The organism is Afipia sp. DC4300-2b1 (assembly GCF_049895725.1).
GTDB lineage: Bacteria > Pseudomonadota > Alphaproteobacteria > Rhizobiales > Xanthobacteraceae > Afipia > Afipia broomeae.
The window spans coordinates 203,959-218,549 of the sequence record NZ_JAFCSX010000006.1 but is presented as its reverse complement, the minus strand read 5'-3'; the positions used below and the strand labels follow the sequence as shown (position 1 = coordinate 218,549).

The 14,591-nt window shown below is 61.7% G+C and carries 16 protein-coding genes and 1 pseudogene; 1 reads left to right on the top strand and 16 read right to left on the bottom strand.

Translation table 11 applies throughout. From position 1 onward, the window contains the following. Positions 1-210 precede the first annotated feature (210 nt). The 13 genes and pseudogenes from ACP7AL_RS23475 to ACP7AL_RS23415 form a co-directional block, all read right to left on the bottom strand. On the bottom strand, positions 211-615 hold the full coding sequence (locus ACP7AL_RS23475) for a MarR family winged helix-turn-helix transcriptional regulator (protein WP_051472501.1): 405 nt from the start codon (positions 613-615) through the stop codon (positions 211-213). Between the two features lie 196 nt (positions 616-811). Further along, positions 812-1,540, bottom strand: coding sequence for a flagellar basal-body rod protein FlgF (gene flgF, locus ACP7AL_RS23470; RefSeq protein WP_024920113.1), 729 nt, complete (start codon positions 1,538-1,540; stop codon positions 812-814). A gap of 1,340 nt (positions 1,541-2,880) precedes the next feature. Beyond that, entirely contained in the window at positions 2,881-3,294 is a 414-nt protein-coding gene (locus ACP7AL_RS23465; RefSeq protein ID WP_006021161.1) for a hypothetical protein, read from the bottom strand. A gap of 10 nt (positions 3,295-3,304) precedes the next feature. Then, on the bottom strand, positions 3,305-5,281 hold the full coding sequence (locus ACP7AL_RS23460; protein WP_024920114.1) for a conjugal transfer protein TraG: 1,977 nt from the start codon (positions 5,279-5,281) through the stop codon (positions 3,305-3,307). A gap of 496 nt (positions 5,282-5,777) precedes the next feature. Further along, the gene (locus ACP7AL_RS23455) at positions 5,778-7,841 is read right to left on the bottom strand and encodes a DUF3363 domain-containing protein (RefSeq protein WP_024920115.1); all 2,064 of its coding nucleotides are present in this window, start codon (positions 7,839-7,841) and stop codon (positions 5,778-5,780) included. 394 nt (positions 7,842-8,235) lie between these two features. Further along, entirely contained in the window at positions 8,236-8,964 is a 729-nt protein-coding gene (locus ACP7AL_RS23450) for a lytic transglycosylase domain-containing protein (protein WP_425994763.1), read from the bottom strand. A gap of 4 nt (positions 8,965-8,968) precedes the next feature. After that, the gene (locus tag ACP7AL_RS23445; protein ID WP_425994761.1) at positions 8,969-9,298 is read right to left on the bottom strand and encodes a DUF736 domain-containing protein; all 330 of its coding nucleotides are present in this window, start codon (positions 9,296-9,298) and stop codon (positions 8,969-8,971) included. A 35-nt stretch (positions 9,299-9,333) separates the two neighbouring features. Further along, entirely contained in the window at positions 9,334-9,882 is a 549-nt protein-coding gene (locus ACP7AL_RS23440) for a S26 family signal peptidase (protein ID WP_425994759.1), read from the bottom strand. After that, the gene (locus tag ACP7AL_RS23435; RefSeq protein ID WP_425994788.1) at positions 9,879-10,343 is read right to left on the bottom strand and encodes a DUF2840 domain-containing protein; all 465 of its coding nucleotides are present in this window, start codon (positions 10,341-10,343) and stop codon (positions 9,879-9,881) included. The genes ACP7AL_RS23440 and ACP7AL_RS23435 overlap by 4 nt, the downstream gene beginning before the upstream one ends. Positions 10,344-10,450: 107 nt before the next feature. Beyond that, on the bottom strand, positions 10,451-10,744 hold the full coding sequence (locus tag ACP7AL_RS23430) for a helix-turn-helix transcriptional regulator (protein ID WP_024922042.1): 294 nt from the start codon (positions 10,742-10,744) through the stop codon (positions 10,451-10,453). Positions 10,745-10,950: 206 nt separating this feature from the next. Further along, positions 10,951-11,469: a DUF2285 domain-containing protein gene (locus ACP7AL_RS23425; RefSeq protein ID WP_425994757.1), complete on the bottom strand. Its 519-nt coding sequence runs from the start codon at positions 11,467-11,469 to the stop codon at positions 10,951-10,953. Positions 11,470-11,533: 64 nt separating this feature from the next. Further along, positions 11,534-11,728, bottom strand: a pseudogene (locus ACP7AL_RS23420) (transcriptional regulator domain-containing protein); the annotation flags it as partial. Between the two features lie 174 nt (positions 11,729-11,902). After that, positions 11,903-12,166 (bottom strand): DNA -binding domain-containing protein, encoded by a 264-nt coding sequence (locus ACP7AL_RS23415; protein ID WP_024922040.1) that lies wholly within the window; start codon positions 12,164-12,166, stop codon positions 11,903-11,905. A 235-nt stretch (positions 12,167-12,401) separates the two neighbouring features. On the opposite strand from ACP7AL_RS23415, the gene ACP7AL_RS23410 reads away from it, so the two are divergent. Next, positions 12,402-12,635: a helix-turn-helix domain-containing protein gene (locus ACP7AL_RS23410; RefSeq protein ID WP_024922039.1), complete on the top strand. Its 234-nt coding sequence runs from the start codon at positions 12,402-12,404 to the stop codon at positions 12,633-12,635. Between the two features lie 517 nt (positions 12,636-13,152). Here ACP7AL_RS23410 and ACP7AL_RS23405 read toward each other — a convergent pair. From ACP7AL_RS23405 to ACP7AL_RS23395, 3 genes are all read right to left on the bottom strand, one after another. Further along, the gene (locus ACP7AL_RS23405; protein ID WP_024922037.1) at positions 13,153-13,488 is read right to left on the bottom strand and encodes a DUF736 domain-containing protein; all 336 of its coding nucleotides are present in this window, start codon (positions 13,486-13,488) and stop codon (positions 13,153-13,155) included. 194 nt (positions 13,489-13,682) lie between these two features. After that, positions 13,683-13,811, bottom strand: coding sequence for a hypothetical protein (locus ACP7AL_RS23400; protein WP_425994755.1), 129 nt, complete (start codon positions 13,809-13,811; stop codon positions 13,683-13,685). A gap of 212 nt (positions 13,812-14,023) precedes the next feature. After that, a complete protein-coding gene (locus ACP7AL_RS23395; RefSeq protein WP_425994753.1) occupies positions 14,024-14,491 on the bottom strand; it encodes a hypothetical protein in 468 nt (155 codons plus the stop codon). Between the last annotated feature and the right edge of the window lie 100 nt (positions 14,492-14,591).

Below are 14,591 nucleotides of genomic sequence, written 5' to 3'. Positions count from 1 at the left end.
TTCCTGTATGGGTTTACATAGCATGCATGACGAATGCATGTCGACCCGCAACAATATTACACTCTTGCCGCATGTTTGCCACGAACGAACAGGTGGCGATCCCGCCCTCGCCTCACGTTTTCCACGAGTGTTTTTCGGCAGAAAGTTCCCAACTTCCTGCCGAGGTTGAATTGATTTGGCGCTGACTACACTCAATCCCAAGCTGCATTATCATTCACCAGTAGCAACTAACGCCGTTTCCTTGCGCATCCGGTCTCGTAGCGCTGAAAGTATGTTTGACAGTTGCAGAAGTGCGGGACCATCGAGGTCGCCGCGAATGGATTCTTGAAGCCGCGCGCGGGTCGGAATGAGAGGCTTCAGACGTCTGATCGCTTTATCCGTCAGCGAAAGAAGCATAATTCTTCGATCCTCCATACAACGACTCCGTTGAATGAGATCGCGTTGTTCCAGCATCTTCGACTGAACCGAAACAAAAGATGAGTCGACGTGAAGAAGTGCCGCCACGGCTTTGACGGACAATCCGCTCCCATCACTCAGTTCTTCGATCGCCATCAAGATCATCCACTGCGGACCGCTGACACCAATCCGTTTTCCTAGAAGCTCCGCGATCCGCATTGTATAAACGCTAATCGCCGATATATGCCAAACCAAGCGATGAGTGACGTCGTCACCTTCAGATGTATCCTTGCGACGAGATCTCGACGGAACGTTGAGTGCGCGCCCCGCTCTCTTCACGGAATGCCCTCGGTCTGAACGCGGGGATGCTTCCGTCCTCGCGTGGTCGGCACGTTTGTCTGTTCTACTTATCATTTCATTCCTCACCAGCCAGCCGCTTGAGTTCGTTTGGGTCACTCTCGCGGAGGATGGCGTTAGCGACCTGATCGTAAGCGCGCGTTGCCGCCACCAGCTTGCTCATCTCATGCACGGTCCTGACGTTGGATCCCTCAAGTACTCCAGAGGCGAGCCGCACTTCGGTTGCCGCGACGTCCGTCGGCGAAGCTGCAGCAGAAAACAGTCCGCCACTCTCCGCGGAGAGCTGCCGCTGGTCCGCAAACCGGACAATGCGTAAACGCCCGATGGATCCCTTGCCGGTAGAGATTGAACCGTCGGGACCGATCGTGACCGGCCCGTCCTGCTGCGAGACCCTGATTGAGCCGGTCGAAGTCATCACCGGTTGACCGCTGAGCGTGACCAGTTGGCCTTTCGCGTCGAGCGTGAAGGCACCATTCCGCGTATATCTCTCACCACCAGGCACCGCGACGACGAAGAACCCGTCTCCGATCATCGCAACGTCGGTGGAATTGCCGGTCGCCTGAAGCGGCCCAGCTGAGAAATCCGTGAACACCGTGGCGGCGACGAGCGACCGCAACGGTGACGATCGGACGTCTTCTTCCTTCGCTTCCGTCAGATACTCCCGGAAGCGCAGACCTTCGCTCTTGTAGCCTGTGGTGGACTGGTTAGCGATGTTGCGGGCCACCGTATCGACCTGCTGACGCAATGTTACCAACCGCGAAAGACCGATAATGGACTTGTCGCTCATGGGTTGCCTCTCGGACGAGAGAGCTCCCTGCGCCTTTCCACGCAGCCGCAAGCGGTACGCTCTCGCGGTGGCGCGAAGTTGATTGCTCAACCGACGCCAGCGCGATCGTTATCGGAAAGTGACAGTCAGCTCGAAACGATTTCAGGAACGCATCAGCGTTCGGCGAAACACGTTCAGGCGAGCGACTTTGGGGGTGGAGTATTGAGGGTCGGCGAAAGCCCGTCGATTGAAATGGCTGTCCACTTCAGCCCGTATCCCATGGTCTCGCCAATCGCACTTGCGCAGGGAACTGGTATGACGCCGGCAAAACAACTGTGGCAGTGATGACTTAGCACTGCGGATTCGGAGTTATGCGATTTATCCGATGTCTGGCACGAAACGCCGGGGTCTGCTCCGAGAAACGCCATTCCGCACGCCCCATGTAAGGCGCCGCCGACCAGATAAACAACCAACAGAAAAACCGCCCCGAAAGAGCGCAAACTTCCTATATTCAAGCTGGACGCTGGTCGATAGTTGATCGCCAATTTGATTCTCCGGACACAAAATGTGTACCGCATGCTCATTGTGTCGTACTGCGACAAATCGCCATTCACATTGTGTGGGTTGCACTACGTGGAATGCCTGCGTTCTCCATATCCTGTGCCGACATCTTGCGCGATATGCCTATGGAACGATCATTTTGTACCGAAGGTCCGCTTGTGCGCGGGCGTCTAACTCCCGAAGCCGGGGTTCGGGGTGCTCCAGCAACGCGACCGCGATATCACTGCACATTTGAATTGGCGTGTTGTCTACCGCAAGCAATGGAACGGCCTCATCGAGTAAACCGCGGTCGATCAGCAACTGGCCATAACGATACTGCCCGCGAAATCTCCCTCCTCTGCCGAACGTCGATACAGTTCGACTGCTGTCGATATATCTTGAAAGCATTCCCAACCGTGTTTGACTGGCCCCCATGGAGTGGTCCGATTGGAATGTTAGCTTAGAGCCGGAAGAACGCACACAGGTACGGGACGACGTGTTGCGCACTCTGTCCCCGGATTGGGTGCATGAGCAGAACCTGGCTCCTTCCACCGAACTGTCGGCGCGGCTTAGCTCCTTTTTCGCGCCCTGACGCGATCCCGCAAGCCGCTCATGACATACCCCTACCAAGACTAGTACTTGGATCGGTATAAGGTCAAAGCCTCCGGCGTGGCGATTTCTCGGCGGGAAACTGATGAAGTCTGGATGTCGTCGTCCAAGGCAACGCTCCGCCGAATGGTCGGCGGAGAACTCTGCCCCACCGGCCATGTCAAATTTGAGACAGGCTGACTAGACTGGCTTTTCCTCTTCAGTGTCCTCCACTAACTTCGATCGAACTTGACGTCATCGGGTATCTCCCGCAGCAGCGTCTGTCCCTTGTTGAGACGCTCCGCCAGTGCCTCGACGAACGTCTGGAACCGCTCGCGTCCCTTCGCGTCTGCGCCGCCATTCACATCGGCGGGCAAGGACGGCGTCGCCGTCAACCAGAGACGGATGAAGAGTCCCAGCGTCTCGGTTCCAATCGCAGTGTCACGCTCCAGGCGCTGCACCTGCCGCGACAGACGGTCAAGCCGGCGCGACAACGCAGCTTCGGCCCGATCGGCGCCGTCCGGGGACAGGAAACTCGTGATCGCCGCATCGGCGATGGACGACCGGGAGATACCCTTGCGATCCGAATGATCGATCAATAGTCGCAAGGCTTCCGGCGACAAATGCATACTCGTTCGGACTTTCATCGCCATCGCCTCACAGCGTGATCCCATCGTCCGGGTCCATAGCGACCTGCCGTGCAACGCTGCGCATCCTGTGACGGATGGTGGCAGACCGAATGCCAGCCTCGCTCGATTGATCGTCGACAATGGCAACCGTTGGCGTTGGGTCCATCCCTTCCGGCACAATCGCTTCGTGTTTTGATAACGCGGGCTCACGACGGATTCCGCCGTTGGCATTATCGTTGGCGCGTTGCAACCTCTCCTCCTGTGGTACAGATGGGGGAATTGGCAGCGCCATCCAGTCATCCCCATTCTCTTGTGCTCGCGTGCTTGCCCCCACACAAGGGGGCGGCCGAACACGATCGGTGAGACGGCGATCCTCGAAATAGCGGACCTTCTTCGCACGGATCGGCGACGTCCCTGAAACCAGCACGACTTCGTCGGAGGGCGGCAATTGCATCACCTCACCGGCGGTCAGAAGCGGACGCGCTGTCTCCTGACGCGACACCATCAGGTGGCCGAGCCATGGCGACAGGCGATGACCGGCATAATTTTTCATGGCGCGGAGTTCAGTCGCGACACCCAGTGCATCCGAGACCCGTTTGGCGGTCCGCTCATCATTGGTTGCGAACGCGACACGAACATGGCAATTGTCGAGAATTGAATTATTCTGGCCGTAGGCCTTCTCAATCTGGTTGAGTGATTGCGCAATCAGAAAGCTCTTGAGGCCGTAGCCTGCCATGAAGGCCAATGCCGACTCGAAGAAATCCAGCCGTCCGAGCGCCGGAAATTCATCGAGCATGAGCAACAGTCGCCGGCGTTTTGCCTTAGCTTGGAGATCTTCTGTGAGACGCCGGCCGATCTGGTTGAGAACAAGACGAATGAGCGGCTTGGTTCGCGAAATATCCGATGGTGGGACCACCAGATAGAGTGTCGCCGGCGTCGCTCCCTCGACGAGGTCTCCAATGCGCCAGTCGCATCGCGCCGTCACCTTTGCAACCACCGGGTCGCGATAGAGGCCGAGGAATGACATCGCGGTCGAGAGCACACCGGATCGTTCATTCTCACTCTTATTAAGGAGCTCTCGCGCCGCCGATGCGACCACGGGATGCGAACGATCGGCCAGATGCAACGTCGTCATCATGGCACGAAGCGTCGCTTCGATGGTTCGCTTGGGGTCCGACAGAAAGTTGGCGACGCCGGCGAGCGTCTTATCCGCCTCCGCATACAGAACATGGAGAATGGCTCCGACCAGCAGAGCGTGGCTGGTCTTTTCCCAATGGTTGCGCCGCTCAAGCGCCCCTTCTGGATCCACCAGGATGTCGGCGATGTTCTGCACATCGCGTACCTCGCTATCGCCGCGGCGCACCTCGAGCAGCGGATTGTAGGCAGACGAAGCCGGATTGGTGGGATCGAACAACAGCACGCGGCCAAAGCTGGCGCGCCATCCGGCGGTTAATTGCCAATTCTCCCCCTTGATATCGTGGACAATGCAACTGCCAGACCATGTCAACAACGTCGGGACAACCAGACCGACACCCTTCCCGCTACGTGTCGGCGCGAAACACAGCACGTGCTCCGGTCCGTCGTGACGCAGATATTGACGATCGATCTTGCCGAGCACAACGCCATCGGGACTCGACAGGCCCGCGGTGCCTATCTCTTTGGTTGTGGCCCAGCGGGCCGAACCATAGGTCTTCGCTTCCTGCGCCTCACGGGCACGCCACACCGACATGGCAATGGCGACCGCGACTGAGACGAAGCCTCCCGAAGCAGCGATCAACGCACCTTCGACGAAGGTACCGGGTGCGTAGGCATCATAAGAGAACCACCACCAAAAGAACGCCGGCGGCGGGTACAGCGGCAAGCTGCCGATATGGGTCCAGGGCGCGCCGAGCTGCATCTGATAGGCGAGACGCCAAGCGGTCCACTGCGTCGCACTCCATGTCGTTGTGAGTACGATTATGCCGACAACGAGTATCTGACCCCAAAGAATCTTGGTTGCGGGCACGACGTCACCCCTAATGGCAGGCTATTGCCGTCAGAGAAGCGATCTACCTGGTTCGAAACAAGCCGCTTTGGTCGCTGATCGCAATATCGGCGAACACAGCGTGCAAAGACTGACGGTCGGCTACTTTGAGATTGAGGATGGCTGGGAAACGCAAGCCGCTTTCAGAGAGGCCAGTTCAGCAGTTGCAATGATTTCCTGGCGTCAGCAGGATCTGCTATTTTCTCTACCGCTTTCAACAACCGTAAGCTCGGTTCATAAGAGCGGCCAAGGAAAACAGCGATCGCATCGATGCCCTTTCTCGCACAGTCGCCGTTCGGTAACCTAAAGGAATTGGGCCACTTTCAGGACGGCCAACAACAACCGAATTCAATACGACCCTACTCCGACGCTAGGAACGGCGGACCGCGTGGCGGTGTCGGCATCCTAAAGGCCGGGTCACGAGGCCGCCTGAATGGCGCCATGCGGCTTTCCTTCGATGCGACGCCATATTCGGCAATCACAGTCCGAGGGATCGCTTCCGTCCAAAGCTCCAGTCAATGCTGCCGCCATCACGAACGATGCCGGTGATGTGCTGGCCGATGCGTTGATCCAAAACGGACTGCCACGGCACTAGGCTGAAACCAAGGCCGCCATCACCGTTTTCGATCATGGCAAAGCGCCCGCTGGCAAGATTGGTGGCGCCGACCAACGTTCCGCTCACACGTTCGTCAACGCCGGCCTGTTGGAAGGTGCGGCCACGGGCGGCCGCCATTTGCGGTCCGACGCGAGATATCTCCTGTTGTTCGAGACGGGCGACGAGATCGCGCGGCGCGCGGATGCCGCCGTCCGGCGCGCGCCAGGCATGACCCTGTTCGACCAACGCGCCCTTCCGTTGCTCCATCGCTTGCCGGACTTGCTGGCCGAATCCCGTTTCGGTCAGGGGTGTGCGCTGGCGTGAGGCCAGTTCGCGGTCGAGCCAGGTCGCACCTGCGCTGGCGATCTGCTGTTCCAGATCGAGGGTGGCAAGGATGCGCACCGAGGTCTGCGCCCCACGACGCGCATCATAATCGGCAGCACGAGACACGAAGTCTTGAGGGATACGCCAATGGTCGGCGTCGATGCGTTCGACGATACCGGCGCGGCGCAGTGCTTCCAGCCGCCGGACATGACTGCGAACATAGCTATCGGAGTCACCACCGGCGATGCGAACCGCGCCGCTCTCGGCGAGCGCGCGATGGACGCTCGGCAGATACACGCCGCTGCCGCCGGCCACCTCCGCGATGTTGCGATCGGAGGCGCGCGGGCCGGCGGATGTCCCGCTTATCTGGACGATGCTCCCCATGGCTGGAGCCTCGCTGCTGGAGGCCTCGGCCAGCGCCATATGATGGACACGGCCATCGACGCCGTCGATGACAAGACCGATGCGCTCGCCGAGTTCATCGTCGAGCCGCTTGCCGATGACCTGGCCGACGATGGGCTCCGGCGTGGTCGCGCTATGCAGAACATAGCTGCCGAGCGCGCGCTGCTCGCCACGCTCCGCAAGCGAGCGATTGATCGCCTTGATGATGTCGCCACGCTCACCCAATTCGCGCAGCGTGGGCTCCAGTCTCTCGGAGAACGACCAGACCCCTGGCTCCGTCTGCGTCGCCAGCCCGTACCGCTCCAGATTCCCCAGCCGGCCGATGAACAACGTCTGGTCGAGATCGGCGCGGAGCTGGCCTGCGTCCGGCCGCAGATCGAGCCGGCGTGACGGCACCTCCTCGACCAGGATACGGTCAAGCCGGGTGAAGCGTTCAGCCGTCATCTCGGCCTCTAGCTTTCCACGCAATTCAAGATCGGTCTCCGGGCCAAGCGAGAGGGTGACCCGCTCCTGGGCGCGGATGCGCAGGCCATCGGTGATGTAGTCTTGGGCAATGATCAAGTCCTTGCCGAGGTCGTCCTTGCCGCGGATCACCACATGGCTGTGCGGATGGCCGGTGTTGAAATGGTCGATCGCGACCCAGTCGAGCTTGGTGCCGAGGTCTTCCTCCATCTGGCGCAGCACGTCGCGGGTGAAGCCGCGCAGATCCTGCAGACGGTCACTATCCTCGGGCGCAACGATGAAGCGGAACTGGTGGCGGTCGTCGCGGCCACAGTCGAGGAACTCCCGGCCATCCGCGGTGTCGGTGCCCGGCCCGTAAAGCGTTCCGCGCGCACCATCACGTGTGGTGCCGTCGCGCTGGAGATAGCGCAGATGCGCGTCCGCACGTTTGCTCCCAACGTTGAGCTTGACGATGCGCGCCTTCACGATCACGCGCCGCAGGCGCGTGCCAAGCCCCTTCCCCTCGGCAGCACGCTTCAGCCGGTCAGCTGCGGCCTGCCCGCGGCCGATGCGAGAACACTTCCCTTTCCGGGGCCACACCGCGCCGGGACCGCGGCGCCTGCGGTTTGAGAATTGCGCCGGTGTCAGTGCGGCGCCGTTCGCCTTGGCAGATGCTTTCAGCACCTGATCGATGAAGGAGCGTGGGCGTCCGCCGGCGCGGGTACCGCGATTACCGATACGGCCAGTGCGGATACGGAAGTCGGAGGCTTCGTCGCTCATGCGAGCAAGAATGCGGACACGACAGCAAGGCGCAAGACTGTTTAAGCGACCGTCGTAACGGCGCGCGCAAATACAGGAGATCGGCGGCACGGCGATCTCCGCGCCTATCGCCGCGAAACGTCACGATCGACTGGCCGCGAGATGGCAAATACGACCGGTGCCGCGCCGACCATTGAAATCACACACCAACTGGTCAAACGCGGCATCGCTGCCATCTCGCCCGCATTCTCAAACTCGCGCTAACCAATGTGCAGACAACAACAATTTGCAAACGGGCACCGAAGGGCACCGTTTGCTTTAATCTTGCCGTCCTCCGCTCGTCTGCTGGTGTTCTCAGAGACTCCAGCCTGGCTTACGCCATTGCGCGAGACAGCACGAAGATGTGCGCGCGCAATTATGGCTTAGTTTGAGCGGGGGTTTGTCCGACGAACAAGCCGCCCGGAAACGGCGTGAGTGCCGACAGATCGACAGCACCGCGGTCATGTCCAACGGAGGATGACTGCGGCGTGAACGACATCCGCGTGTCCGAGGATTTGCGCTGCGATCGCGCGACGAATAACGACGCCCCGCGCCAGGTGTTCGGCTCGCCGGCTGCAGTCGCGTTGTCGCCAGATTGCGCGTCGGACAGCAGCGGTGCCAGAGATGCAACGTAGTTCCGGGTCTCGTCCGGCAGCGGACGGCCCGTCGCGAGGTGATCTTCGTAGCGGGCCGGGCCGACATTATATGCGGCCAGGAATCCGGACGCGCCGAAGCGGTCGTGCATTTCGCGGAGGTAGGCAGCACCGGCGAAGATGTTATCGTGCGGATCGTAAGGATCAGCACCGAGCGCATAGCGCTCGCGCAGTTCGGCGTAAGTGGCGGGCATGATCTGCATCAACCCGACCGCGCCTTTTGGCGAGACGGCCTTGACGTTGCCGTGACTCTCGATCCACATCACGGCGCGTATCCATGCCGCGGGAATCGCGAAGCGCTCGGCTGCTTCGCTGACGAATTGCGACCACGGCTCGACCGCGGCGGCGACGTGTGCCGGCGCGGTCTCGCAGCGGGCCGTCAAGGGAATGACGACCGCAAGCGATGCGGTGACGATCACGGCAACGCGCAGCGGCTTCGCGAGCGGCGCCACGGATTCACTCGCGCGGCGCGCGACGCGATGGACGGGTCCAGATCAGATGGAACGTGTCACCGCCGCTCACCACCTGGAACAGGTTGGCGCGGATCGGTTGGCCGAATGATGGATCGTCGATCAGCAGCGAGAGATAATCGCCAGCCTTGTCTCCGGTGCGCTTCCACCCTGCTCCGATCTCCACGTCGTCGGCAAGGACGCGGTAGTTTGGCGCATTCTCCGTGTCGGTCGCGATGGCCGGCACGATGATGATGATATCGCGTTTGAGCGTAAAGGTCCGGATGGTACCGGTGTATCCATCGACGGTGCGGGTAAAGGTGCCGATCTGTGCCATGGTGGCCTCCGTTGCTGGGTGGGTAAAACAAAGTGTCATTGCGTCGGGGCGCGCCACGCGAAGCGTCCGTCGCCGGCCTCGTCGGTCCAGATCGGCACTGCGCGCGCGACGATCGCGCTGCGTGGCAAGGGGCCGAAGTAACGGCCGTCGAGGCTGTCGGGCTCGTCCCAATTCATGAGGAAGATTTCGTCATCGGCGATCAGGCGGCAGCCTTGCCAGACCGGCAGCGGATGGCCGCGCAGATCGCGCTCGCGCGCCGGCACGGCTGCAATGCCATCGACCGTAATCTGCACGCCGAAACGACAGACGGTCTGCCCGGAAAGGGCGAAGATGCGTTTGAGGAGCGGCACGCCGCGCGGCAGATAGCCGCCATCTGACAATGTCGTTGCCAGCGGTTCAGGCGGCGTCACCACGACCAGCATGGTCACGTATAGGCGGTCTGGCGGCTGTACAGCGTAAAGACCGAGCGGAACGCTCGGCGTGAGGTTCCAGATATAATGTGGCCGAGGTTGCGCGCCGACGGTCGCGAGCAGGCTTATGACAGCGAGTGACGCAGCGAAGGTGCAGCCAGCGCGAAGTGTCATGGCGCAACTCGCCGCCGTTTGAGCCACGCCTTATGGCGCGTCATCGTGTAAGCGCGCGGTGTATCGCCGACGCTGAGGCGGTTGTGGATGTGATGCCAATGTTCGGGGGCGGCGTCGGCGGGGTCGATGCCGAGCGCCTCGACACCGTCGATCGCCTGCAAGACCCGCTCGACCTTCGGCCAGCCGGATATCGACAGCAGGATGACGCCGCCCGGTTGCACCAGCGGCACCGTCGTGAAGGACTCTTCCCCCTGGACTGCCCGGAGGATGTCGATGCGCGACAGCACCGTGCCGAAGTCGTTGGCGGCCCAGCGCATGACAGCGAAGATGGCACCTGCCGCGAACGACACACGGCGACGGTGACGATCGAGCCGCACGGAGGCGACGGGCTGGCCAAACCGGATGCGGTGCTCGATGCGTTTTGCTTGCCACGTCAATTCGACATGCGTCAGCGTGTCGATTGCGGAATGCGTGGTGCTCGGATCGCACGGCGCGGGCCTGCCGTTCAGTAAACCCGGTGACTCGCTACGCGCAGTTTCTGCGGGGTCTGGTGGGCGGGCGATCATGGCTATGATCGCCTCACCGGGGATCGGCCGCCGACGAGCGGGCCCAAGCCGCTCACCGGCTTGGCGGCATGGACGACGCCCTTGCCTTGGTCGGACGTTGACTGGCGCAGACCGATGTCGGCCCAGGCCTGCAGGTCTTCGAGGGCGTAGACGACACGGCCGCCGAGCTTGCGATAGCTCGGCCCGGTGCCGTAGGTGCGGTGCTTTTCCAGCGTGCGACCCGACAGGCCGAGGAACCGGGCCGCCTCGGTGGTGCGCAAATAGCGTTGCTGCGAATTGGCGAGGTTATCAGCCATGAATGCGCCCGGTTAAGTTCGGCTGCCATCGGGGATCGACGGCGCGACAGGCGCACGATTGCGAATTTCAGGCCCGGACAAGGATGCCGAAGATGCGGCTGTCGTTTATGTCCATCCCCTCGTCGTTGCGAACGACGCGCAAACACAGCGTTGCGTCCGACGGGCACTGACGCCCGGCGTCGCAAGTCGGATAGCTTGCGCGTCGGTTATTGGCCGATCAGCAAGTCGCGGTAGCCGCCTTGCATCCGACCGACGGCGTCTTTGACCAGCCGGATGATCTGCGAACGATAGGATGAGGTCAGCCAGTCGCGCCGGCTTTGGGTCCGCACATCCGGATCAAGCAGGGTGGCGGCGAGATCGCGGTAGGTCGCCTGTTGCTGATGACCGTCAAGTGCCCTCAGCATCAAGATCATGCGGCGGCGCTGCTGTTCGGTCAGGGGCGAGACGACTGGGCGCACCGCCGCATCCGTCAGGCGATGCCAGAGGTGAAGGACGGCTTCGACGCGCTGCGCCACGTGCATATCGAATGGGATAACGGCGGCGATCGGAGCGGATGGGTTCGTATCGGGAAGAATCCAGATCCGCTGCTCGTCGCTCGCCTCCCGCCACAAGATGTGGCGACCGTCTTCGCGTTCTACGGCGGGCGCCGATGGAATCCGGTCGAGCGTGATCGTGGATACGGTCCCGTGCGGCGCCGTCGTCAACATCACGGCAGCTGGAAGCACGTTGAATTCCCACAAGACCAGCGAGCGGTCGCTGCGTTGCCTCGGGTCGCACGGGAAAACTCAACCCCCAGTGCTGGGACAGCGCAAGGGCTGCCTCCAGCATGACGGTGGTCCCGCTCGCCGCATCGCGGCTCATGTCTTCGTAGTCTTGGCGGTAGTCGGGATTGCGCCGCAGGAACTCCCAGGCGAAACCGGCACGTTGCACACGATCGAGATAGGCGGACGCGTCGTGCGACCGCCAACTTTCATCATCCGGCATGCGACCACTCCAGCGTTACTCGGCCTTAAGCAAGGCATGCCCCTTCCCGTCGCCGAGTATTTGGACGCGTCGTCACGCGCAGAAGTCACCGCCGTTGCAACGCGTGTTGCAACACCGCGGTCAGTGAAAGGTGATGGAATAGGCGTGGTGCTTTGAAAACCGCGCGTCCTCAAATCATTGGAGCGGCGGTTTGAGCAAGTCCCGGTACCCGGCCTGCGTCATCCACTTGGCGCGTGCAAGATGGCTGTCATGCACGTGACGCGCGCGATCAGGTTCGCGGCTGGCATCAAGACCGAAAATCACCTGCACGACCTCACGCCAGTCGGCCCCCTCCTCATCGGCATCAAGCAGCCGAAGGTAGGTCTTGAGGTGCCGCTCGTCGTAAGGGGTGACATGCGGCAGGTCGGGAGGATGATCGTCAAAGGCTATCTTCGTCATGGCGAAAACCCGCGCCAGTCATCTGTCGAGATTCGTACCGCGCAAATACGGCGCTCTTGCTTCGGACCGATGACAGGTTTTGGGCCATTAACAGGTCGCCCGGCTTTTACCGCAAATAGTCAAGAGGTCCGTGTCCCGGCTGCCTCCGAACTCCATCGGATTCCAGGGGGCAAGCAGGATCGGTTTGTCGAGTATACTCCGTAGTGAAATACCCTACAAGACGAACACTTTTCGAATGGAGATTCGAGAGGTGTTCGCCCGCAACCTGCGCCGAACCCGGCACGCCAAGGGGCTGTCGCAGGAGGCGTTGGCGCATGAAGCGGACGTCGACCGCACCTATATCAGTTCGCTCGAACGCGGCGTTTACGCCGCGACCATCGACATGGTCGGAAAATTGGCCGAGGTACTCGGTGTCGAGCCCGATGCGTTGCTGCGCCGTGCGTCGAAGCCGTCGCGCGGCAAGTCCTGATCCGACGGCATCGCATCAGTTCTGGTCTCAAGATCCCATCGCGTGGCGGAGATTGCATCCTGCGATCTGCTGCGGCTGCGAAGACATCGTTCGCCCGGACTTGTGCCACAAAGAGACCTTGAATCTTCACCGTAGAAGTCATGTCGTCTTCACACCGGCCGCTTATGCGGTGCACCGAGGAACCGGTGCTGATGACGACAGATTCTCGCCTCCGGATATTTGCGCGCTTCATGGGGTTCCGGGATTGCCCGGCCTGTGGGGAGACGCTATTCGCGGCCGAGCATGCCGCGTTCGTCAGCGCGGATCGTGTCATCCTGCACTGGCGCTGTGACGCTTGCGATCATGCCTTTCAGACCCACGTCGACACGCGGCGCGCCCCGTCGGCGCGGGAAGCTGCGTAGCACTCCCTTCGGAGATGGACGCCCTCGCCGCGCATGCTTTGCGCGCAGCCGATCGGGTGACGCCTTGAGCGCGCGAGATGCCCCGCCTCGCGGCGGGGCATCTGAGAGCGGATCGATCAATCGGCGGCAGCCGTGCGAGCCTTCTGCGGGCGCGACCAGATCAGGGTGTAGCTACCGCCCTCTTCGTCGTCGAAGAGGTTCGCGTAGATCGGAGCGTTGAAGCTCGGATCGTCGAGCTTGACCGACAGGTAGTCGCGCTGTTCCGCGGAGCGCTTGGGCCAGGCGGCGCCGATCTCGGCCCGGCCAACATAGGCGCGGTGGCTCGGGGCGTTCTCGTTGGCCCGGTTGGTCTCGGGGACGAGGCGGACGTTCTTGGCCTGGAAGCTGAGCGTGACGATTTCGCCGATGAATGCGCCAGCTTCGTTCTTGGTGAAGGTGCCGATGTTCGCCATGGTAGTTCTCCTTGCTCTCTGTTTCCGAGCCGCGACCATCGCGGTCTCGATGGCGATCGACAGGCCGAAGGCGAGCGGCGCTGCATCCGTCTTCGGACCGAAGCGCAGCGGAGGATGCCAGGCGGGCAACTTTCTTGTCTTGCGCGAGGAATGGGCGAAGCCCAGGGGAAGAAAGTTGAACGACGGCATTGCAGCTAGCCGATCGAGGCGCAGCCGTCGTTCGGCCAGATCAGGCCATCGTAGAGACCCGATGACCCGCGCTCGGCGTGCCAGAGTCTTGCAAGGAGATAGGGGGAGCGAACATGCGCCTTACCACGCAACATCTGGCAATCCGGGATAGCGTCGTCGATGTCCGGGCCGTTGTGCGCCTGTCACTCCAACACGGCCGACCGAATGCGCCGCGCGCCACGATGTCGGCCAGCCATCGGCGCGCTGGCATCAATTCATCCGCGACGCGCGGCCCGTTCGAGGTTAATGCACGAACATCAGGCGACGCTCCGGGTGAGGTAAATCTCGCGACGGGCGACCGGCTGCCTCAGGTCGAGGTCAGACCGCCGCGCCGGGCGACGTCCTGATCCCCCCGCGATGTTCCACCGCCGAGCGGGGCATCGGCCAGCCGCAGCCAGGCGGTTGCACCGATGACTATCGCGCCGACGACGGCAAAGATGTTCTGCCACATCTCCGAAGGCGTCGTGAACGCGGCAAGGCCGTGCGTCGCGCAGAACCCGGCGACCGCGGCCGGTCCCGCGAACAGCACCGCAAGGACGAAACGGAGGAACGGTGCTCTGACCAGCGCGAAGGCGATCTGCCCCGCTGCGAGGGTCGCGCCGCCGGTAAGGAGAGCGAGCGTAATGGCGCCGACCGAACCCGCTCCGCTGTGATAGGCAAAGAGCCCAGCGGTGACGGCGACAAAAAACGGCAGGGCATAGACGGCAAGCGTGAACAACAGCCAGCAGAAGACGCCGAGTCCGACGAGATTGAGAACAACGCCGATTGCGATCATGGTGGTTCATCCTGTCACAAGAGTGCAAGGGTCGCGCCTTCCACCACCACCACGGCGCAAATCGAACCATAGCAAATTTGATCCGTTGTGGCAGCAGATA

Coding starts and splice junctions, on each gene's coding strand:
- ACP7AL_RS23475 (WP_051472501.1), bottom strand. CDS start 615: ATGCGGATCGCGGAGCTTCTAGGAAAACGGATTGGTGTCAGCGGTCCG.
- flgF (WP_024920113.1), bottom strand. CDS start 1,540: ATGAGCGACAAGTCCATTATCGGTCTTTCGCGGTTGGTAACATTGCGT.
- ACP7AL_RS23465 (WP_006021161.1), bottom strand. CDS start 3,294: ATGAAAGTCCGAACGAGTATGCATTTGTCGCCGGAAGCCTTGCGACTA.
- ACP7AL_RS23455 (WP_024920115.1), bottom strand. CDS start 7,841: ATGAGCGACGAAGCCTCCGACTTCCGTATCCGCACTGGCCGTATCGGT.
- ACP7AL_RS23445 (WP_425994761.1), bottom strand. CDS start 9,298: ATGGCACAGATCGGCACCTTTACCCGCACCGTCGATGGATACACCGGT.
- ACP7AL_RS23440 (WP_425994759.1), bottom strand. CDS start 9,882: ATGACACTTCGCGCTGGCTGCACCTTCGCTGCGTCACTCGCTGTCATA.
- ACP7AL_RS23430 (WP_024922042.1), bottom strand. CDS start 10,744: ATGGCTGATAACCTCGCCAATTCGCAGCAACGCTATTTGCGCACCACC.
- ACP7AL_RS23415 (WP_024922040.1), bottom strand. CDS start 12,166: ATGACGAAGATAGCCTTTGACGATCATCCTCCCGACCTGCCGCATGTC.
- ACP7AL_RS23410 (WP_024922039.1), top strand. CDS start 12,402: ATGGAGATTCGAGAGGTGTTCGCCCGCAACCTGCGCCGAACCCGGCAC.
- ACP7AL_RS23405 (WP_024922037.1), bottom strand. CDS start 13,488: ATGGCGAACATCGGCACCTTCACCAAGAACGAAGCTGGCGCATTCATC.
- ACP7AL_RS23400 (WP_425994755.1), bottom strand. CDS start 13,811: ATGTTGCGTGGTAAGGCGCATGTTCGCTCCCCCTATCTCCTTGCAAGA.
- ACP7AL_RS23395 (WP_425994753.1), bottom strand. CDS start 14,491: ATGATCGCAATCGGCGTTGTTCTCAATCTCGTCGGACTCGGCGTCTTC.